The following is a 19,339-nucleotide window of genomic DNA, read 5'->3' on the forward strand; positions in this document are numbered from 1 at the left end:
GTGCCGAAGGCGGATGGGGGGACGCTTTTCGCCATGGCATCCACTTCTCCACCGCCCGTTCCCCGCTCACGCATGCGCATACCGCGCCGCGCCGCCGATCCAGCGTTCGATCAGCTGGCTGGCCTGGCGGGGATGGTCGGTCAGCATGTTCTGGCCGACCTGCTGCACGGCAGGCAGCAGGTGGGCATCGCGCGCCAGGTCGGCAATGCGAAAACTGAGCTGGCCGGTTTGGCGGGTGCCCAGCACTTCACCGGGGCCGCGCAATTCCAGATCCTTCTCGGCGATGCGGAAGCCGTCGTTGCTGTCGCGCATCACCTGCAGGCGCTCGCGCGCCAGTTGCCCCAGCGGCGGTTGATAAAGCAGCACGCAGTTGGAGGCGACGGCGCCGCGACCCACGCGTCCGCGCAACTGGTGCAGTTGCGCCAGGCCCAGGCGCTCGCTGTTCTCGATCACCATGACGCTGGCGTTGGGCACGTCCACACCCACTTCGATCACGGTGGTGGCGACCAGCACGGCGAGCCGGCCGGTCTTGAACGCGTCCATCACCTGCTGTTTTTCCGCCGGCTTCATGCGGCCGTGGATCAGGCCAACGCGGGTTTCACCGATAGCCGCGGAGAGCTCCGCGTGCGCTACTTCCGCCGCCTGCGCGCGCAGTTGTTCGGATTCCTCGATCAGGGTGCAAACCCAGTACACCTGCCGACCTTCGGCGCAGGCGGCCTGGACCCGCTCGATCACGTCGAAACGTCTCGCGTTGGAGATGGCGATGGTTTGCACCGGCGTGCGTCCGGGCGGCAGTTCGTCGATCGACGATACGTCGAGATCGGCGTAGGCGCTCATCGCCAAAGTGCGCGGTATCGGCGTGGCGGTGAGCACGAGCTGGTGCGGCACCTGCTCGGTCCCGGGATCGCCCGCGTCGGTCATGCCCTTGTCGCGCAACGCCAGCCGCTGCTGTACGCCGAAGCGGTGCTGCTCGTCGACGATGACCAGACCGAGCCGCGCAAAACTCACGCCCTCCTGCATCAGCGCGTGCGTACCGACCAGTACCGGGGCGCCCTGCGCCACGCGTTCCAATGCTTGCCGCCGCGCCTTGCCGGCAACCTTGCCGGCCAGCCATTCCACCTCGATGCCCAGCGGCTGCAGCCATTGCCGGAAATTGCGCAGATGCTGTTCGGCCAGCAGTTCGGTCGGCGCCATCAAGGCCACCTGGTGACCCGACGCCACCGCGGCCAGCGCCGCCAGCGCCGCCACCACCGTCTTGCCGCTGCCGACGTCACCCTGGACCAGTCGCAGCATCGGCCTGGTCTGCGCTAGATCCTGCGCCACCTCGGCACTGACGCGTTGCTGCGCCCGTGTCAGCTTGAACGCCAGCGTGGCCAGAAAGCGGCGCTGCAGCGAGCGGTCCACGACCAGCGCCGGCGCATGCCGCAGGCGCACCGCTTCGCGCATGCGACGCAGGCTCAGATGCTGAGTCAGCAATTCCTCGAACGCCAACCGCTGCTGCGCCGGATGCCGACCCAACATGAGCTGCGCCAGCGGCGCATCCGGCGGCGGTCGATGCACGTAGAGCAGCGCTTCACGCAGCGAAGTGAGGCCATGCTCGGCGCACAGTGCGGGCGGGATCAGTTCCAGTTGCGATGCCGGCGGCAGCAGCGCCAGCGCCTTGCCGATCACGCCCGCCAGGCGCTTCTGACCGAGCCCTTCGGTGGTGGGATAGATCGGACTGAGTACGTCGTCGACGGCAACCGCGTCGTTGCCGTCCAGCCGGCGATATTGCGGATGCACCATTTCCAGCGCGTGGGCGCCGTGACGTATCTCGCCATAGCAAAGCAGCCGCGTGCCCGGCACCATTTGCTCGGCCTGGGCACGATTGAAATGGAAAAACCGCAGCAACAGCGTGTGTCCGCTGTCGTCGCCGATCGCCACCTTCAGCTGCGGGCGATAGCGGAAGCCACGCTCGACCGCCTCCACCACCCCTTCGACCTGCGCCCGCTCGCCGGCACGCAGGTCGGCCATCGCGGTGACGCGGGTCTTGTCTTCATAGCGCAGTGGCAGGTGGAACCAGAGATCCTGCACCCGCTCCAGCCCCAACCGCGCCAGCACTTTCACCAGCGCGGGGCCAACACCGGGCACGGTCGATACCGGCGCAAGACCAGGTTCGGCGGGGGCGGTACGTTGACGGGGAGCCATCTGGCAAGCCTAGCCGAGGCGGCACATCGCGCGTGGGCGGCCTGCCGGTGCCACGCGTCAGCGCAGGCCCTGGCCGGCGATCAGCCCAGCACCATCACCGCGTCGACTTCCACCTGCGCCGCCTTGGGCAGCGCCGAAACCTCGATGGTGGAACGTGCCGGATACGGCTGCTGGAAATACTCGGCCATCACCGCGTTGACGGCAGCGAAATTCGCCAGGTCGGTGACGTAGATGCCCACCCGCACGATCTGCGACAGGGAACCGCCAGCGGCCTTCGCCACCGCGACCAGGTTGTCGAACACGCGTCGCGTCTGCGCGGTAATGTCGCCCTCGACCAGCGCGCCGGTAGCCGGATCGAGCGGAATCTGGCCGGAAAAATACACGGTGCTGCCGGCACGCACGGCCTGCGAATACGGGCCGATGGCGGCGGGCGCGTCGGTGGTGGCGATGACGTTGGGCATGAGAAACCTCGAAGGGGGAAACGCTTGATTGTAGGAGCGCACCCTGTGCGCGAAAAGGCCGGACGTGATCGCCCGCGGGTTTTCGCGCACAAGGTGCGCTGCTACAGGGGATACCGGTAAACGCCGCTGACCACGCCGGTGCGACGCACGCGACGGATCACGTCGGCCAGATGCTTGCGGCTTCTCACTTCGATCGCGAACACCAGGGTGGCGGCGGCGGCATCGCGCTCGACGTATTCCACGTTTTCGATATTGGAATCGGCCGCAGCGATGGCTGCCGCGATGGTGGCCAGCACGCCGGTGCGGTTGATCACCTCGATGCGAAGTTCGGCGCGGTAATCCCCCTGCACGTCGCGGTCCCACTCGATCGCCACGCAACGCTCGGGCGACTTGCGCAACTCGACCACGTTCGGGCATTCCTCGCGATGCACCACGATGCCCTTGCCGGAGGAGAGGTAACCGATGATGTCATCGCCAGGCAGCGGGTGGCAGCAATTGGCGAAGCTCAGCACGCCACGTTCGGCGCCGGTGATGCGGATGTTCTCGTGCGCGTGCAGCACCGTGGGCAGTGCCTCGCCCTTGCGCTTGCCGCGCAACTTCAGCAGCTGGCCGGCCACCACGTCGGGCATGCGGTTGCCCAGCGCGATATCCGACAGCAACTCCTCCAAGCGCTTCAGCTTGGACGTTTCCAGGAAGCGGTCGAGCACGGTGGCGGTGATGTCGTCCAGGCTGCTGCCGCGCGCATCGAGCGCACGGTCGAGCATGCGGTGGCCGAAATCCACCGCGTCCTCGTGCTGCAGGTGCTTCAGGTACTGGCGGATCGCGGTGCGCGCCTTGCCGGTCACCACCGACTCCAGCCAGGCCGGATTGGGCAAGGCCGATGGCGCGGTGATGATTTCCACCAGCTGGCCGGACTCCAGCCGCGCGCGCAGCGGCAGCAGTTTCTTGTCCACCCGCGCGGCCACGGCGTGATCGCCCACATCGGTATGTACGGCGTAGGCGAAATCCAGCGCGGTGGCGTTGCGCGGCAGCGACAGGATGTCGCCGCGCGGCGTGAACAGATACACCTCGTCGGGGAACAGGTCGATCTTGACGTTCTCGATGAACTCCGACGACGAGGTGGTGTTCATCTGGCTGTCGGCCAGCGACGAAAGCCACTCGCGCGCCCGCGCCTGCGCACTGTTGGCGGGGCTGCTTTCGGTCTTGTAGGCCCAGTGCGCGGCCACGCCGCTTTCGGCGAACGAGTCCATCTCGGCGGTGCGCAACTGCACTTCGATCGGCGCACCGAACGGTCCCAACAGCACGGTGTGCAGCGACTGGTAGCCGTTGGCCTTGGGGATCGCGATGAAATCCTTGAAGCGCCGGTCGACCGGCTTGTACAGCGCGTGCACCACGCCCAGCGCCATGTAACAGCTCATCACGCTGTCGGTGATGACGCGGAAGCCGTAGACGTCCATCAGCTGCGCGAAGCTCTTGTGCTCGTTGCGCATCTTCGAATAGATGCTCCAAGGCGACTTGATCCGCCCCACCACGCGCACGGTGAGGTGATCGGAAGCCAGCCGCGCGGCCAGTGCCGATTCGATCTTGCCCATCGCTTCGCGGCGGTTGCCCAGCGCGGCGCGGATGCGCTCGCGGATCACCCGGTAGCGGTCGGGATACAGCGTGCGGAAACCCAGGTCCTGCAGTTCGGCCTTGAACTTGTTCATGCCCAGCCGTTGGGCAATGGGCGCGTAGATCTCCAGCGTTTCGCGCGCGATGCGGCGGCGCGAAGCGGAGTCCTTGGCGCCCAGCGTGCGCATGTTGTGCAGGCGGTCGGCCAGCTTGATCAGGATCACGCGCAGGTCTCGCGCCATCGCCAGCAGCATCTTGCGGAAGCTTTCCGCATCGGCTTCCTGGCGGCTGCCGAAACGCATCTTGTCGAGCTTGGTGACGCCGTCGACCAGCTCGGCCACTTCCTCGCCGAATTCACCGGCCAGCGCTTCGCGGCTGAGCTCGGTGTCCTCCAGCGTGTCGTGCAGGATCGCCGCGATGATGGTTTCGGTGTCCAGCCCCAGCTCGGCCAGGATGCCGGCTACCGCCACCGGATGGGTGATATAGGGCTCGCCGCTCTTGCGTGACTGGCCCTCGTGCGCCTTGGCGCCGATGCGGAACGCCTGCAGCACACGCTCGACTTGCGCCTCTGGCAGGTAGGCAATGCGCTCCTTCAGCGCCAGTACGTAAGGCGGCAACGTGGACACATCCACATTGTCGCGATCGCCCAGCGCGGTCATTGCCTGTGGCGCCGGATCAGGCGCCAGCCTCGCACGGGCGCGAGGCCATGTCGGTGGCCATGCCACGCGCGGCCTTCAACGAACCAGCGATGCTGGTCCGGCAGGCTGCCTTCGCGTGATGGCCATCGAGGATCATCAGTCTTCCCCGCCCTTGGAAAGGTCGTCGTCCACCTCGGCCGCGGCCCACTCCAGCGCTTCGCGCTCGGCGCGCTCGCGCTCGCTCTTGTCGATCTCGTCGATCGTGGCCTGGTCGATGCGGCGGTCGGCGATCTCGCGCAGCGCCAGCACGGTCGGCTTGTCGTGACCGGGGTTGACCGCCGGTTCGGCGCCCTTTTCCAGCTGACGGGCGCGCTTGGTCGCCATCAACACCAGCTCGAATCGGTTGTCGACTACCTCAAGGCAGTCTTCCACGGTAATGCGTGCCATTGCTAAATCCTTAGAGAAAAAAATGACTTATCTGACCGAGCAGTGTAGGGCAGCACGGGCGTGACTGGCAATGCGCGCACCATGTATCCTGTCGGGCGCTATCGCCGCGCGCGACCCTACGCACCGCCGCCCGGAAAACCGCGCAAAATACAAGACTCTGCAGTACACTTATGCGCTCTCCTACCCCGTGAGCCCGGGCTCCCTCATGCCTTCCCTGCTTCAATCCCCTCGATTGCGCTGGTTCGCGACGCTGATTGCCGTGGCGTTGCTGACCGGCTGCACGATTGCCAAGCCACGTACCGACGATCCGCTGGAAAAGTACAACCGCAAGGCCTACCAGTTCAACGATGCGGTGGACCAGGCCGTGATCCGCCCGGTTGCCGCGGGCTACCGCAAGATCACCAACCCGCCCGTCCGCCGCTCGGTCAGCGATTTCTTCACCAATATCCGCATGCCGATCACGGTGGCCAACGACTTGTTGCAGGCGCGTCCGAAGCAGGCGCTGCAGAGCACCGGCCGGTTCCTGGTCAACCTGACCCTGGGCATGGGCGGCTTCCTGGACCCGGCCAGCAAGTTCGGCATTCCGCTGGAAGACAACGATTTTGGCGTGACGCTGGCGCGCTGGGGCTTGCCCGATGGCGATTACCTGGTGCTGCCGTTGCTGGGGCCGTCGACGGTGCGTGACATGTGGCGCATGCCGGTGGACAGCTATTTCTTCGATCCACTGAGCCTGTACGCCGACAACCACCATTACAACGGACTGCAGTACCTGCCGCAGGCGATTTACCTGATCACGCTGCGCTCGCGGGCGATCGACGCGGAAAATTTCCTGAAGTCGGCCTACGACCCCTACGTTTTCATGCGCGACGCCTACCGCCAGCAGCGCTTGTACCGGATCTACGACGGCAGCCCGCCCGCCGCGGTCATCCAGCAGATGCAGGGCCTGGACGACGACAATTTCGACCCCGAGGAATTGCTCGACCAGCAGCATCAGTGGGAAAAAGCACACCCGAAGCAGGCCACGCAGCAGTAGCGTGCGTCACCGCAGAACGACGAAGGGGCCCTGCGGCCCCTTCGTCGTTTCAGTCTTTGCGCATCGCCAATCAGGCGATCAACTGATCCACTTCGCACACCGTTGCCAGCGCCTGCATGCCCGGCGGCATGCGCACGACGCGCAGCGTTTTACCGGGCAAGGCCGCAACCGCCAGCACGCAAGCCAGGCCCGCGCTGTCGCTGTGCTGCACCTCACCCAGATCGAGCCGGTCGAAGCTGCCGGCGGCCAAAGCCGCCTTGATGGCCTGCATTGCCGCCGCGGCGGTGCTGAAGCTCAGCACGCCGCTCACGCCCAGCGTGCCCGGCTCCGTCGTGGCGACTTGAAACGCTGGCGCAGCGGGCTCGGTCACGAGGCGTCCTTGTTGTCCTTGGCCATCGTGTCCAGCGCTTTCTCGCCCTGGCTTTCCAGGTTGCTGATCAACTGCTCGATGCCGACCTTGCGGATTTCCGCATCGACCTGGTTGCGGTAATTGGTGACATAGGAAATGCCTTCGATGATCACGTCGTACGCTTTCCAGTCGCCACTGCGGCCCTTGCGGAAGGCGTAGTCGATCGACACCAGCTTGCCGTCGTCCAGCACCACCTGCGTGCGCACCACGGTGCGCTTGTCGTTGAGCGAGCCGTTGAACGGCAGCACCTTGACCCGGCCGCGGGTGTAGTTCAGCAGGCCTTCGGCGTAGCGATGGGTGATCGAGTTGTAGAACGCCTTGGCGAAGCGCTCGCGCTGCTGCGGCGTCGCCTCCCGCGCGTGCCGGCCCAGCACCAGGATCGATGCGTAGTCCAGGTCGAAGTGCGGCAGGAAGACTTCATCGATGACGCTGATGAGTTTTTCCTGGTTCTGCTTCAGCTCGTCGCGGTGGCCTTCGATGGCGCTGGCCAACTGATCGGCGATCGTCTGCACGACCTGCACCGGGGTCTGCTGGGTGGCGGCCGCCGCCGGGGCGTCCTGGGCAAAGGCCGGCGCGGTGACGACGACACCGAAGGTGATGGCAGTGGCTAGAGCCAGTTTGCGCAACATGGGGTTTCCTTGTTGGGGGCCGGCCGGATCGGCAGGCGGGGAGACGGGATCACTTTTCGCTGGCTGGCTTCTTGTCGCTGGAGCCGTTCACCAGGAACTTCCCGATCAGATCCTCCAGTTGCATCGCGGACTGGGTCAGGATCATCTCGTCCCCATCCTTGAGCGTGTCGGGCGAGCCGCCGGGCTGGATCGCAACATACTGTGTGCCGATCAAACCGCTGGTGAATACCGCGGCGGCCGAATCGTCCGGAATCGCGTTGTAGCGCTTGTCGATCGCCAGCACCACGCGGGCGTTCAACTGCACCGGGTCGGCGTTCACCGATTGCACGCTGCCGATCACCACACCGGCCATCTTCACCGGTGCGCCGGCGGACAGCGTGCCGACGTTGGTGAAGTTCGCCTTCACCGTATAGCTGCCGCCCACGTTGTCGACCACGCCGCCGGCGCCGAAGAACTTGCCCAGCATCTCTTCCAGCGGCTGGGTGGACTTGGTTCGCGCCAGCGAGCCGCCGTCGGCCACGATCTGTTTGGCGCTGCCGTATTCAATGCCGACGTACTGGTCGCCGAGCAGGCCGCTGGTGAAGATGGTGGCCACCGAATCCTGCGGGATGTGGTCGTAGTGCTTGTCGATCGAAAGCGTCACATCGGCCACGTCGTGGTCGGGTTTCAGGGTGATCGACTGCACTTGGCCGACCCGCACGCCGGCGATCTTCACCGGGGCGCGCTCCTTCAGCTGGCCGATGTTGGTGAACTGCGCCTGCAGCGTGTAGCTGTCGCCCTGGCGGACATTGGCCACCGAGCTGGTTTGGGTGGCCAGGTAGGCCAGCGCCGCAAAGCCGAGCACGATGAACAGGCCGGTGCCGACGGCATAGGAACTTCTCGGTTGGCTCACGGCAGAATCCTCGGAAAACGATAAGTCATGGCAGTCACATCAGGAAGGCGGTAAGCACGAAATCCAGCGCCAGAATCGCGATGGACGAAGCGACCACGGTGCGCGTGGTGGCATACGCCACGCCCTCGCTGGTCGGTGGCGTGGTGAAGCCCTGGAACACCGCGATCAGCGACACCACCGCGCCGAACGCCAGGCTCTTCAGCAGCACGCCATTGACGATGTCGGTGCGCACGTCGACCACCGCGGTCATGTTGGACCAGAACGTGCCGTTGTCGATGCCCAGCCAGGTCACGCCGACCAGGTGACCGCCAAACACCGCCATCGCGCAGAACACGCAGCACAGCAGCGGCATCGCGATCAGCCCGGCCAGGAAGCGCGGCGTGGCGACGTAGGCGATCGGGTCCACCGCCATCATCTCCATCGCGGAGATCTGGTCGGTGGCGCGCATCAGGCCGATCTCGGCGGTGATCGCGGTGCCGGCGCGACCGGCAAACAGCAGCGCGGTGACCACCGGACCGAGTTCACGGTAAACGGAAAGCGCCACCACCATGCCGCTGGCCGAGGTGCCGCCGAAGATCGACAGCACGTGATACAGCTGCAGCATCAGCACCATGCCGACAAACAGACCGCAGACCATGATGATGGTCAGGCTCATCGCGCCGACGAACCACAACTGGCGCGTGGTCTCGCGCAGGTAGCGGAAACTGCGCGGGATCGCCGCCAGCAGGGTCAGCAGGAATAGGCCGCAAAGACCGATCTGCGCCAGCGACTGGGTTACCACGTTGGTGCGTAGCGGCTCGCGCGCGCTCATTTCGGTGCTCCGACAAAACCGAGCTCGGTCGCGTAGTCGCCGGCCGGGTAGCGGAACGGGATCGGTCCGTCCGCCTCGCCGCCGAAGAACTGCCGCGTCCACGGCGAGCCGTCGTCGGCGATGGTCTTTGGATCACCCTGCGCCACCACCTTGCCGTTGGACAGCAGCATCACGTGATCGGCGATCTGCTGCACCGCGGCCAGTTCGTGCGACACCAGCACGCTGGTGATGCCGAGGGTCTTGTTCAACGTGCGGATCAATTTCAATACCTGGTTCAGCGCCACCGGATCGAGGCCCACGAACGGCTCGTCGTACAGGATCAGCTGCGGGTCGAACACGATCGCCCGCGCCAGCGCCACCCGTCGCGCCATGCCGCCGGACAGCTCGTTCGGCATCAGTCGCGCTGCGCCACGCAGGCCCACCGCCTGCAGTTTCATCAGCACCAGATTGCGGATCAGCACCTCCGGCAATTTCGTGTGCTGGCGCAGCGGGAACGCCACGTTCTCGAACACATCGAAGTCGGTCAGCAAGGCGGAATTCTGGAACAGGTAACCCACGCCCTCGCGCAGCTTGTACAGCTCTTCTCGCGACAAGCCGGCCACGTTGCGGCCGTCGACATGGATGCTGCCGGCGTCGGCGTGCATCTGCCCGGTGATGTGCTTGAGCAGAGTGGTTTTGCCGGTGCCGCTGGGGCCCATGATCGCGGTGACCTTGCCGCGCGGGATGTCCATGTCCAGCGCGTCGAAGATGGACTTGCCGTTGAGCACCGTGGTCAGCCCGCGGATCCTGACCAGGGTGCCGTCGTCAGCTGGCGGGCGAGCAGGTTGGGTCATGGATGCATCGGCCGGAAAAGAGAACAAGGTAATGGAAGCACATCCACAACGCCATGCAACGACGGCGCTGGATCCCGCTTCGTTGCGGCGAACCTCTACGGAGCAACCAACTCCGCGATCAGCGTTTCATGGCGGCGCCACTGCAGCGCACTGCGCTGGCGCACCGCGCGCACGATGGCCTGCAGGTCGTCCAGCGCGTCACTGAAGACGTCGTTGATCAGGATGAAATCGAACTCGTGCGCATGCCCGATTTCCTCGCGCGAATTGCGCAGCCGCCGCTCGATCACCGCGGCGCTGTCCGAACCACGACCGCGCAGGCGCCGCTCAAGTTCCGCCCGCGACGGCGGCAGGATGAACACGCTGACGCAATCGGGCTTGCTGCGACGGATCTGCTGCGCGCCCTGCCAGTCGATCTCCAGCAACACGTCGCGCCCCTGTGCCAGCAACGCCTGCACCGTGGTGCCCGACGTGCCGTAAAGGTTGCCGTGCACCTCGGCGTGCTCAAGGAAAATGCCCTCTGCGACCTGCTTCTCGAACGCGTCACGGTCGACAAAATAGTAGTGCCGCCCGTACAACTCGCCGACGCGCGGCGGCCGCGTGGTGTGCGATATCGACAACGAAATCGTCGGCTCGCGCTCCAGCAGCGCATTGACCAGGCTGGACTTGCCCGCACCCGAAGGCGCAGCAACGACAAACAGGGTGCCCGCTTCAATCGACATAAAGATGCGAAGCTCCTTGGCACCCTCTTCCCTGCGGGGAGAGGGTTGGGGAGAGGGCCCGGTGCTCGCGGCGAACCATCAACCGCGTCGGCACGGCAGAAACCGGCAAGCCTTGCTCATTCAATGTTCTGCACCTGCTCGCGCATCTGCTCGATCAGCACCTTCAGCTCCACCGCCGCATTGGTGCTGCGCGCATCGACCGACTTGGAGCCCAGCGTGTTCGCCTCGCGGTTGAACTCCTGCATCAGGAAATCCAGCCGGCGCCCCACCGGCTCCTTCAAGCCCAGCACGCGGCGCGTCTCGACGATATGCGTACTGAGGCGGTCCAGCTCCTCGTCCACGTCGGTGCGGGTGATCTGCAGCACCAGCTCCTGCTCCAGCCGGCCCGGCTCGACCGGTTGCTTCAGGTCGGCCAGCCGCGTTTCCAGCCGGGTGCGCAGGCCGGCGCGGATCTGCGGCATCCATCCGCGCACATCGGCCACCACACGTTCGATGGCATCGAGTTTTTCGCCAAGGATCTCGCCCAGCTTCGCGCCCTCGCGCTCGCGGGTGGCGGTGAGCGCATCCAGCGCGCGATCGAGCACGTCGAACAGCGCCGCCTGCTGCGCGGCCGGGTCCACCTCGGCCTGCTGCATCACGCCGGGGAAACGCAGCAGCTCGGTGAACTGCACCTGCAAACCGGGGAACAGCGCGGCCATGTCCAGATTCAGTTCGGACAAGCGAGTCAGCAGCACATGGTTGATCTGCAACGATTCACTGCGTGCATCGCTGCCGGTGCGGCGCACGGTGAGATCCAGCTTGCCGCGCGACAGCTTCGCCGCCACCCGCTCGCGCAGTTGCGATTCAAAGCTGCGCAGGTCGTCCGGCAGGCGCGGGCTCAATTCCAGGTAACGGTGGTTGACCGTGCGCAGCTCACAGCTGAGCGTGCCCGCGGGGCCGGTGGTTTCGGCACTGGCGTAGGCCGTCATGCTGCGGATCATTCGGTTTTTCCGGGCGTGGGTAAAGGACGCAATGGTAAACTCTCCGGTCCCGCCTTGCCCAATCCGGCCAAGCGACGCGAAGGAATCCCCATGAATGCCCTCACCCGCCCCAGCGGCCGCGCCAGCGACCAGCTGCGCACGGTCACCATTGAACGCCACTACACCCGCCACGCCGAAGGCTCGGTGCTGGTGAGCTTCGGCGACACCCGCGTGCTGTGCACTGCCAGCATCGAGGACCGCGCGCCGGCATGGTTGCGCGGCAAGGGCGAGGGCTGGATCACCGCCGAATACGGCATGCTGCCGCGCGCCACCAACACCCGCATGCAGCGCGAAGCCGCGCGCGGCGGCCAGGGCGGCCGCACCATGGAAATCCAGCGCCTGATCGGCCGCAGCCTGCGCGCCTGCGTCAACCGGCAGGCCCTGGGCGAGCGCGTGATCACGCTGGACTGCGATGTGCTGCAGGCCGACGGCGGCACCCGCACCGCCGCCATCACCGGCGCCTACGTGGCGCTGGTCGATGCGGTCGCCGTGCTGATGAAGCGCGAAAACCTGAAACGCAACCCGATCGTGGGCGCGATCGCCGCCGTTTCCGTCGGCATCTACAAAGGCACGCCGGTGCTGGACCTGGACTACGCCGAGGATTCCAACTGCGACACCGACATGAACGTGGTGATGAACGACGGCGGCGGTTTTATCGAAATCCAGGGCACCGCCGAAGGCCATGCCTTCCGCCGCGACGAAATGGACGCGATGCTGGCGCTGGCCGAAAAAGGCATCGCCGAACTGGTCGCCGCGCAACGCGCTGCGCTGCAATCCGATAACGCGGTCGCGCGCTGACGCAACAACTCTCGCTTCAATCAAATACCGTGGTCGCGCAAAGCGCGACGGTCACTCCCCCTCTCCCGCTTGCGGGAGAGGGCAAGGGGAGAGGGTAACGCCCCGCGACGCGCTAACACCATGGTCTACTCCCCGAGCACGGGAGGATCAACCAGCTCAGGAACCCACCCATGCACCGCATCGTTCTGGCCAGCAGCAACCCCGGCAAACTGCGCGAGTTCAACGCGCTGTTCGCCGACAGCGGTTGCGAGGTGGTCACCCAGGCCAGCCTGGGCATCGACGATGTCGAGGAAACCGGCCTCACCTTCGTGGAGAACGCCTTGCTCAAGGCGCGCCACGCGGCACAGCTCAGCGGCCTGCCCGCGCTGGCCGACGACTCGGGCCTGTGCGTGGAAGCACTCAACGGCGCGCCCGGCCTGTACTCGGCCCGCTACGCCGGCGGCCACGGCGACAGCGCCGCCAACAACGCGAAACTGCTGCAGACGCTGGATGGCATGCCGTCCGATCAACGCCGCGCCTTCTTCATGTGCGCGCTGGTGTTGCTGCGCCACGCGGCCGACCCCACGCCGCTGATCGTCGAGGGTCGCTGGCACGGTCGCGTGCTGGAAGCGGCACGCGGCCCGGGCGGCTTCGGCTACGACCCGCTGTTCCTGCCCGATGGCCAGACCCAAAGTGCTGCCGAACTCGACCCCGCACTGAAAAACCGCCTCAGCCACCGCGGCCAGGCGATGGCCCAACTGCAGTCGCGGTTGAAAGAGCTGACATGAGCCTGCTGGCGCCGCCGCTGTCGCTGTACATCCACATGCCGTGGTGCGTGAAGAAGTGCCCGTACTGCGACTTCAACTCGCACGGCCTGCGCAACACGCCGCCGCCGTACGCCGAGTACATCGATCACCTGCTGGCCGATCTGGGCGCCGACCGCGCGGATTTCGGCGCGGCGCTGGCCGGACGGCCGGTGGTCAGTATCTTCTTTGGTGGCGGCACACCCAGCTTGTTTTCGCCCGAACTGATCGAACGCCTGCTCGACGGCGTACGCGAACGGCTGCCGCTGGCGGCGGATGCCGAGATCACGCTGGAGACCAATCCCGGCACGGTCGAGCACGGCCGTTTCGACGGCTACCTGAAGGCCGGCGTCAACCGCATCTCGTTCGGCGTGCAGAGCTTCGACGATGACAAGCTGCGCCGGCTGGGCCGCATCCATTCGGCCGCGGAGGCCGAGCGCGCGGTGAAATCGGCACAGGACGCCGGCTACGCCAACATCAACCTCGACCTGATGTACGCCCTGCCGCAGCAGATGCTGGAGGGCGCGCTGGCCGACGTGGATCGCGCCGTGGCGTTGCAGCCCACGCATATTTCGCACTACCAGCTGACGCTGGAGCCGAACACCGTATTCGCCGCCAATCCCCCGCCGCTGCCCGATGACGACCACGCCTGGGCCATGCAGGAGGCCTGCGAGGCGCGCCTGGCCGCCGCGGGTTACGGCCAGTACGAAATCTCCGCCTATGCCCAGCCCGGCCGCCGCTGCGCGCACAACCTCAATTACTGGCGCTTCGGCGACTACCTGGGCATCGGCGCCGGCGCCCACGGCAAGCTCAGCGACGCGGCCAGCGGGCAGGTGCGGCGGCGCTGGAAATCGCGCAATCCGCGCCCCTACATGGATACCGCGGGTACGCCCGCGCGTATCGGCGGCGACCAGATCGTCACGGCCGGCGAGCTGCCGTTCGAGTACATGTTGAACGCGCTGCGGCTGATCGATGGCGTGCCGCTGCAGGATTTCAGCGAGCGCACCGGCCTGCCGCTGAGCGTGATCGCACCGCAACTGCAGGACGCGCAACAGCGCGGCTGGCTGCACCGCGACACGCAGCGGTTGCGCACCACCGCGTTGGGCCAGCGCTTTCTCAACGACGTGATCGCCAGCTTCCTGGCTTGAGTGGCAGTGACAAAACGCTCATGGTTACATCACCACATCGGGCCTAGACTCGGCCTATCGCGTTGTCCGGGATCACTTTGAAGATCGAGCTCACCGAAGACGCGCCGTCCCCTGAAAAGCCTGGCTGGCCGGCGCGCACACAACGACTGGTGGATGAAGTGCGCGGCCTGTGCGCCACCTGGCTGCACGAGCCGCTGCGCGCGTGCCTGGGCGATTTCGACCGCCGCCTGCACGACAAATCCGATCGCACACGCAGCCACGTGGACCAGCAGCGCTACCTGGCCACGCGGCAAACCCTGCTGCAGGGGCGACAGGTTTTCGAAGAGCGCTTCGTGGCCAGCATCGACCGTGCGTTTGCGCAGATCGGCACCGCCACGCCGCCCACCGCGAAGAAACCGGGACTCACGCTGAGCCTGCTCGATGCGGTCGAGCACGAACTGACCGCCGCACTCGACCAGCTGGTGGCGCGCAATGAGGCGCGCAACGGCCCGTTGCTGGTGGAACTGAGCTATCGCCTCGCCGTATTGGTGGCGGCGCCGCCGCTGGAGGGCGAACGGCTGCCGCTGGGGCCGCAAGCCATGGCGGCCGCATTCCGCGACGCCAGCGCCGCGCTCAACCTGCCCAGCGAACACGACGTGCTGCTGTTGCAAAGCCTGGAAAGCACCCTGGTGCCCGGGCTGGCCGGGCTGTATGAAATCATCAACCGCCACCTGCTCGCCGAAGGCCTGCTGCCGCGCCTGCGCGCGTTTCCCATGGCGCGCACGCCGGTGCGCAAGCAACCGCCCTTGTCGCTGGAAACCGCGATGCCGCCGGCGCCGGCCGCGCCACCGGGCAAAACCACCGCGTCCAGCGCACTGGATCTGCTGCGCGAGCCATTGATCCGTCGCCGGCGTGCCGGCCCGGCTCACAACGATGCCGGCCTGGTGGCCACGGAAGAGGAATGGCGCGCCGCGCTGACCGCGCTGCAACAGCGCCCCAGCCTGATCCCCGGCCACGTCGGCGGCGCACCCGCCAGCGCGACGCAACTGCGGCGTGCGCTGCTTGATTGCCTCAACGTGGCCGGTGCCGGCATTGCCGATGCCGCCAACGTGCGTCTTGGCGACGAGCAGGACGACATCCTGGAGCTGGTGGCGCGGCTGCTGCAGTCGCTGGCCGGCGCCATGCGCCCGGTCGGCAAGGCCCGCGCCCTGCTCGGTGATCTGCAACTGCCGCTGCTGCGCCTGGCGCTCGCCGACCCGGGTTTCTTCGAGGCGGGGCACCCGGCCCAGTCGCTGCTGGGCACGTTTGCCGACGCGGCGCGCGACTGGATCGAGGACAGCGACAGCGAGGCCGATCGCGGCGTCATCGGCGCACTGCACCAGTTGGTGGACCGCGCCATCTGGGAGCCACCCGCCGCCGCGCTCTACACCGCGTTGCAGGGCCAGCTCGAGGCCTATCTGGCGCAACTGGAACGCAAATCGCAGCTGGCCGAGCGGCGTCATGTGGAAGCCATGCAAGGGCACGACCGGCTGGAGCAGGCGCGCCAGCGCGCGGCGCAGCTGATGGCCGAGCGCAAGGACCCGGCCCGCCCGGACGGTGGCCTGCGCGGGCTGATCGACCGCGCCTGGACCGACGTGCTGGCGCTCACCCTGTTGCGCCACGGTGAACAGAGCGAGGCGTTTTCCAGCCGGCTGATCATCACCGACCAGCTCTGCGGCAAGCGCCCCGTCAGCAACCAGCACGCCCTGCGCCATGGGTTGGAAACCGGCCTGCAACAGATCGGCATGCCGGTGGAAGAAAGCGCGGAACTGGCCCAGTGGCTGTTCGCCAGCGACGCTGATCCGGCCTCGCGCGGCCCCAGCACCACCAGCCTGGCGATGCGGCTGAAACATCGCCTCGGTGAAGCGCCGGCGGCGGACGCGGCAAGCGATCGTGGCGATGGCGAAACCGACCCGCGCGTGCGCGAGGCGCTGCAGCAATTGCGGCAGAAACCCGCGGGCGACTGGTTCGAATTCGCCGCCACGCAAAGCGCGCCCGTCCGCGCACGCAAGCTCGCCTGGTACGCCCCGCATGGCGCGCGTTGCCTGCTGCTCAACCGGCGCGGCCAGCCGTGGGAAAACATCACCTTGCCGCAACTGGCGCAAAAACTGGTCACCGGCGAGGCACGGCCCTGCGCCGCCCGGAAACCGCCGACGCTACCGTCCGCCTGGCGCGCCATGACCGACGCCCTGCAGCAACCGTGATGGCTGGTACCACGGTGCCCGTCGCGCGCGCCCCACAGCCGCTGAAACAGCATGACACGCCGACGACAACCGGCATAAACTCGTCGTTCCGGAAAACGACGGGATCTGCCATGGACGCGGAGCAGCTTCGACGCGGTTCACTTGTGTCCGACCCAGCGCCAGATACCAGTCGCGGCCGCTGGCCGGCCCGGGCCCAGCGTTTGCTGGAAGACATCTGCGCCCGCTGCGTGGCCGAGCTGCACCAGCCCCTGCAACGAAGCCTTGCCGCGTTCGACCAGCACATCTTCATGCGCGCCGAAAAAGCGCATCAGGCCAGCGAGCAACAGGAATACTTCGCCACCCGCCAACAGGTGCAGCAGGATCGCGCGGCCCTGGGCCAGCGCTTCGCGAACCGGCTGGTGGTGTCGTTCGACCGCATCGGCCATCACACGCCGGCGCCGACAAATCGCCTGGGCACCTGGGGCCAGCTCGAATTGCTCGACCCGGTCGAACACGAGCTGAGCATGACGCTGGAGCAATTGTCGGCCCGCGCCGAGGCGCGCCACGGCACCGTGCTGCATGAGCTTGGCTACCGTCTCGGCGTGCTGGTCGCCGCCTCGCCGCTGGAGGGCGAGGCGCTGCCGAACGGCCCGCGTGCGCTCATCCACGCGTTCCACCACGTCAGCAGTTCGCTCGCCCTGTCGCTGCCGCAGCAGCAGACCTTGCTGCATTGTTTCGACCAGTCCGTGCTGCGCACGCTGGGGCCACTGCTGGCTGCGGTGAACACGCGGCTGCTGGACGACGGCATCCTGCCGCGCTTGCGCGGCACGCAGCTGCCGCGCCACGTCGCCAGCCGGCCGCATGCCGTGCCCACGCCCGACGCCGACACCACGCCAGCGGCTGCCGCGCGAAACACCCCGGCGGCGCACGAGCCGATCGCCGTGCTCGAATCGCTGCGCGACCTGCTGGCGCAACAGCGTGGCATCGACGGCGCCGGTGGCGGCCAGCCCGTCGGTCGCGCCGCCAGCCCGGAAGAACTTCAAACCGCGCTCGCCGCGTTGCAGGCGCACCTGGTCGCCGTCACCGACCACGCCAGCCGCGAGTTGCGCAGCGCGCAGCGGCTGCGCGACGAGCTTCTGGTCCACCTCAACAGCGGCAAGCCCGCCGACGCGCCGCGCACCGAACTGAGCGGCGAACAGGGCGACACGGTGGAGCTGGTGGCCATGTTGTTCGAGCAGCTGGGCGAGCAGTTGCAGCGCAACGGCAATGCCAAGGCGCTGCTCGGTGGCCTGCAGCTGCCGCTGCTGCGCATGGCGATGACCGACCACGACTTCTTCGAACGACCCGAACACCCGGCGCGGCAGTTGCTGGATACCGTCACCACCACCGCCAACGACTGGTTCGACGGCGGCGACGAAGAAAGCAACCGGCCGCTGGCGGCCAAACTGGAACAACTGGTGTCGCGTGCCCGGCAGGAGCCGCCCAGCGCGGACTTGTATGCCAGCCTGCTGGCCGACATCAAGCGCCACGTCGAAGTACTCAGCCGCAAGGCGCAGGCCGCCGAACATCGTCATCTGGAAGCTGCGCAAGGTCGCGAGCGGCTCGACCAGGCCCGCCAGCGCGCCACCGAACTGATGGCCGAACGCTTCGCGCAGTCGCCACCGCGCGGCCTGCTGCGCGCGCTGCTGGATCGCGCCTGGTCCGACGTGCTGGCGCTGACCCTGCTTCGCCATGGCGAGGACAGCGAGGCGTTCACGGCGCAGCTGCAGGTCACCGACCAGTTGCTGGGCCGGGTGCCGACCACCGACCGGCAACAGCTGCGCCAGGATGTGGAAACCGGCCTGCAGCAGATCGGCATGCATGCGGAGGAGGCCGAGCAGGTCGCCCAACGCCTGCTGGGCATCGACAGCGTCGACCCGGCGGTGGACCTGCCCAGCGCCACCGACCTCGCCCTGCGCCTGAAGCATCACCAGCGCCTCGGCGAGCAGTCCGATCACGCCGAACCAACGGCACAGGTCCAGCCACCCGTCGACGCGCGCGAGCGCGAAATCCAGCTGCGGCTGCGGCAGATGCCGTTCGGCAGCTGGTTCGAGTTCGATGACCCCGCCACCGGCCAGATCGTCCGGCGCAAGCTCAGCTGGTACTCGCCCATGTCCGGCCGCTGCCTGATGGTGACCCGGCGCGGCCAGCGCGGCGAGGAAATGACCCTGGCCCAACTGGCTCATGACATCGCACGCGGCCACGCGCGCGAAATGCCCACGCCGCGCGAAAGCCTGCTCGATCGCGCCTGGCACGGCCTGACCGGCGCCTTGCGCCAATCCCCCACCCCGAGCGCCGTGGCGCAGGGATACCGTCGCCCATGAATTCACCGGACAACCCCGCCAACCAGCGCCGCAGCGAGCGCAAACCGATCAACTTCACCGCCGTGGTGACCGACGTGATCAGCGGCCAGCCGCTGGGCCATCTGGGCAACCTGTCGGTGGGCGGCATGATGCTGATCAGCTCCAAGGCGCCACGCAACGAGGCGCTGTACCAGGTCAGCCTGACCCTGCCGGCGCAGCCCGGCCTGCAACCGTCGCAGCCGATCGAAGTGGGCATCCAGGAACAATGGCAGGCCCCCGCCGCCAGCCCGGGACAGATCTGGGCCGGCTATCGCATCGTGGCGATCAGCGATGCCGACGCCGGCCACCTGGACCGCTGGCTGGCGCAAGCCTGACCTTC

18 protein-coding genes are annotated in these 19,339 nt (G+C 67.1%); 7 read left to right on the forward strand and 11 right to left on the reverse strand.

The window, feature by feature from the left end:
* Positions 1 to 66: 66 nt before the first annotated feature.
* From recG to rpoZ, 4 genes are all read right to left on the reverse strand, one after another.
* Positions 67 to 2,187: an ATP-dependent DNA helicase RecG gene (gene recG / locus UU9_RS07665; protein WP_040670542.1), complete on the reverse strand. Its 2,121-nt coding sequence runs from the start codon at positions 2,185 to 2,187 to the stop codon at positions 67 to 69.
* A gap of 80 nt (positions 2,188 to 2,267) precedes the next feature.
* Complete coding sequence (locus UU9_RS07670) at positions 2,268 to 2,648, reverse strand: RidA family protein (RefSeq protein ID WP_007081170.1); 381 nt, start codon at positions 2,646 to 2,648, stop codon at positions 2,268 to 2,270.
* Positions 2,649 to 2,749: 101 nt separating this feature from the next.
* Positions 2,750 to 4,918: a RelA/SpoT family protein gene (locus tag UU9_RS07675; protein ID WP_007081171.1), complete on the reverse strand. Its 2,169-nt coding sequence runs from the start codon at positions 4,916 to 4,918 to the stop codon at positions 2,750 to 2,752.
* A 135-nt stretch (positions 4,919 to 5,053) separates the two neighbouring features.
* Positions 5,054 to 5,344: a DNA-directed RNA polymerase subunit omega gene (gene rpoZ / locus UU9_RS07680; RefSeq protein ID WP_007081172.1), complete on the reverse strand. Its 291-nt coding sequence runs from the start codon at positions 5,342 to 5,344 to the stop codon at positions 5,054 to 5,056.
* Positions 5,345 to 5,549: 205 nt separating this feature from the next.
* On the opposite strand from rpoZ, the gene UU9_RS07685 reads away from it, so the two are divergent.
* Entirely contained in the window at positions 5,550 to 6,377 is an 828-nt protein-coding gene (locus tag UU9_RS07685) for an MlaA family lipoprotein (protein ID WP_040670545.1), read from the forward strand.
* 70 nt (positions 6,378 to 6,447) lie between these two features.
* Here UU9_RS07685 and UU9_RS07690 read toward each other — a convergent pair whose 3' ends face one another.
* The 7 genes from UU9_RS07690 to UU9_RS07720 form a co-directional block, all read right to left on the reverse strand.
* Positions 6,448 to 6,747 (reverse strand): STAS domain-containing protein, encoded by a 300-nt coding sequence (locus tag UU9_RS07690; protein WP_007081174.1) that lies wholly within the window; start codon positions 6,745 to 6,747, stop codon positions 6,448 to 6,450.
* Positions 6,744 to 7,415 carry an MlaC/ttg2D family ABC transporter substrate-binding protein gene (locus UU9_RS07695; RefSeq protein WP_007081175.1) on the reverse strand — a complete coding sequence of 224 codons (672 nt, stop codon included), beginning with the start codon at positions 7,413 to 7,415 and terminating at the stop codon, positions 6,744 to 6,746. The genes UU9_RS07690 and UU9_RS07695 overlap by 4 nt, the downstream gene beginning before the upstream one ends.
* A 49-nt stretch (positions 7,416 to 7,464) precedes the next feature.
* Positions 7,465 to 8,307: an outer membrane lipid asymmetry maintenance protein MlaD gene (gene mlaD, locus UU9_RS07700; RefSeq protein WP_007081176.1), complete on the reverse strand. Its 843-nt coding sequence runs from the start codon at positions 8,305 to 8,307 to the stop codon at positions 7,465 to 7,467.
* A 34-nt stretch (positions 8,308 to 8,341) separates the two neighbouring features.
* Complete coding sequence (gene mlaE, locus UU9_RS07705) at positions 8,342 to 9,118, reverse strand: lipid asymmetry maintenance ABC transporter permease subunit MlaE (protein WP_007081177.1); 777 nt, start codon at positions 9,116 to 9,118, stop codon at positions 8,342 to 8,344.
* Positions 9,115 to 9,951 carry an ABC transporter ATP-binding protein gene (locus tag UU9_RS07710; protein ID WP_040670546.1) on the reverse strand — a complete coding sequence of 279 codons (837 nt, stop codon included), beginning with the start codon at positions 9,949 to 9,951 and terminating at the stop codon, positions 9,115 to 9,117. Before UU9_RS07710 ends, mlaE begins: the two co-directional genes overlap by 4 nt.
* 95 nt (positions 9,952 to 10,046) lie before the next feature.
* On the reverse strand, positions 10,047 to 10,670 hold the full coding sequence (gene gmk / locus UU9_RS07715) for a guanylate kinase (RefSeq protein ID WP_007081179.1): 624 nt from the start codon (positions 10,668 to 10,670) through the stop codon (positions 10,047 to 10,049).
* A gap of 116 nt (positions 10,671 to 10,786) precedes the next feature.
* A complete protein-coding gene (locus UU9_RS07720) occupies positions 10,787 to 11,650 on the reverse strand; it encodes a YicC/YloC family endoribonuclease (protein ID WP_007081180.1) in 864 nt (287 codons plus the stop codon).
* 90 nt (positions 11,651 to 11,740) lie between these two features.
* On the opposite strand from UU9_RS07720, the gene rph reads away from it, so the two are divergent.
* The 6 genes from rph (at position 11,741) to UU9_RS07750 (ending at position 19,334) form a co-directional block, all read left to right on the forward strand.
* Entirely contained in the window at positions 11,741 to 12,487 is a 747-nt protein-coding gene (rph, locus tag UU9_RS07725) for a ribonuclease PH (protein WP_007081181.1), read from the forward strand.
* 170 nt (positions 12,488 to 12,657) lie between these two features.
* Positions 12,658 to 13,254 carry an RdgB/HAM1 family non-canonical purine NTP pyrophosphatase gene (rdgB, locus tag UU9_RS07730; protein ID WP_007081182.1) on the forward strand — a complete coding sequence of 199 codons (597 nt, stop codon included), beginning with the start codon at positions 12,658 to 12,660 and terminating at the stop codon, positions 13,252 to 13,254.
* A complete protein-coding gene (gene hemW, locus UU9_RS07735) occupies positions 13,251 to 14,417 on the forward strand; it encodes a radical SAM family heme chaperone HemW (protein ID WP_007081183.1) in 1,167 nt (388 codons plus the stop codon). Before rdgB ends, hemW begins: the two co-directional genes overlap by 4 nt.
* 77 nt (positions 14,418 to 14,494) lie before the next feature.
* Positions 14,495 to 16,639, forward strand: coding sequence for a DUF1631 family protein (locus UU9_RS07740; RefSeq protein ID WP_007081184.1), 2,145 nt, complete (start codon positions 14,495 to 14,497; stop codon positions 16,637 to 16,639).
* Positions 16,640 to 16,782: 143 nt separating this feature from the next.
* Positions 16,783 to 18,981 (forward strand): DUF1631 family protein, encoded by a 2,199-nt coding sequence (locus UU9_RS07745; protein WP_040670559.1) that lies wholly within the window; start codon positions 16,783 to 16,785, stop codon positions 18,979 to 18,981.
* Positions 18,978 to 19,334, forward strand: coding sequence for a PilZ domain-containing protein (locus tag UU9_RS07750; RefSeq protein WP_007081186.1), 357 nt, complete (start codon positions 18,978 to 18,980; stop codon positions 19,332 to 19,334). The genes UU9_RS07745 and UU9_RS07750 overlap by 4 nt, the downstream gene beginning before the upstream one ends.
* Positions 19,335 to 19,339 lie beyond the last annotated feature (5 nt).

The organism is Rhodanobacter fulvus Jip2 (genome assembly GCF_000264315.1).
GTDB classification, from domain to species: Bacteria; Pseudomonadota; Gammaproteobacteria; order Xanthomonadales; family Rhodanobacteraceae; genus Rhodanobacter; species Rhodanobacter fulvus.

Bases quoted from the DNA above. Each gene is read 5' to 3' on its own strand.
- recG (WP_040670542.1), bottom strand. From the start codon at position 2,187: ATGGCTCCCCGTCAACGTACCGCCCCCGCCGAACCTGGTCTTGCGCCG.
- UU9_RS07670 (WP_007081170.1), bottom strand. From the start codon at position 2,648: ATGCCCAACGTCATCGCCACCACCGACGCGCCCGCCGCCATCGGCCCG.
- UU9_RS07675 (WP_007081171.1), bottom strand. From the start codon at position 4,918: ATGACCGCGCTGGGCGATCGCGACAATGTGGATGTGTCCACGTTGCCG.
- rpoZ (WP_007081172.1), bottom strand. From the start codon at position 5,344: ATGGCACGCATTACCGTGGAAGACTGCCTTGAGGTAGTCGACAACCGA.
- UU9_RS07685 (WP_040670545.1), top strand. From the start codon at position 5,550: ATGCCTTCCCTGCTTCAATCCCCTCGATTGCGCTGGTTCGCGACGCTG.
- UU9_RS07695 (WP_007081175.1), bottom strand. From the start codon at position 7,415: ATGTTGCGCAAACTGGCTCTAGCCACTGCCATCACCTTCGGTGTCGTC.
- mlaE (WP_007081177.1), bottom strand. From the start codon at position 9,118: ATGAGCGCGCGCGAGCCGCTACGCACCAACGTGGTAACCCAGTCGCTG.
- UU9_RS07710 (WP_040670546.1), bottom strand. From the start codon at position 9,951: ATGACCCAACCTGCTCGCCCGCCAGCTGACGACGGCACCCTGGTCAGG.
- gmk (WP_007081179.1), bottom strand. From the start codon at position 10,670: ATGTCGATTGAAGCGGGCACCCTGTTTGTCGTTGCTGCGCCTTCGGGT.
- UU9_RS07720 (WP_007081180.1), bottom strand. From the start codon at position 11,650: ATGATCCGCAGCATGACGGCCTACGCCAGTGCCGAAACCACCGGCCCC.
- rph (WP_007081181.1), top strand. From the start codon at position 11,741: ATGAATGCCCTCACCCGCCCCAGCGGCCGCGCCAGCGACCAGCTGCGC.
- rdgB (WP_007081182.1), top strand. From the start codon at position 12,658: ATGCACCGCATCGTTCTGGCCAGCAGCAACCCCGGCAAACTGCGCGAG.
- hemW (WP_007081183.1), top strand. From the start codon at position 13,251: ATGAGCCTGCTGGCGCCGCCGCTGTCGCTGTACATCCACATGCCGTGG.
- UU9_RS07750 (WP_007081186.1), top strand. From the start codon at position 18,978: ATGAATTCACCGGACAACCCCGCCAACCAGCGCCGCAGCGAGCGCAAA.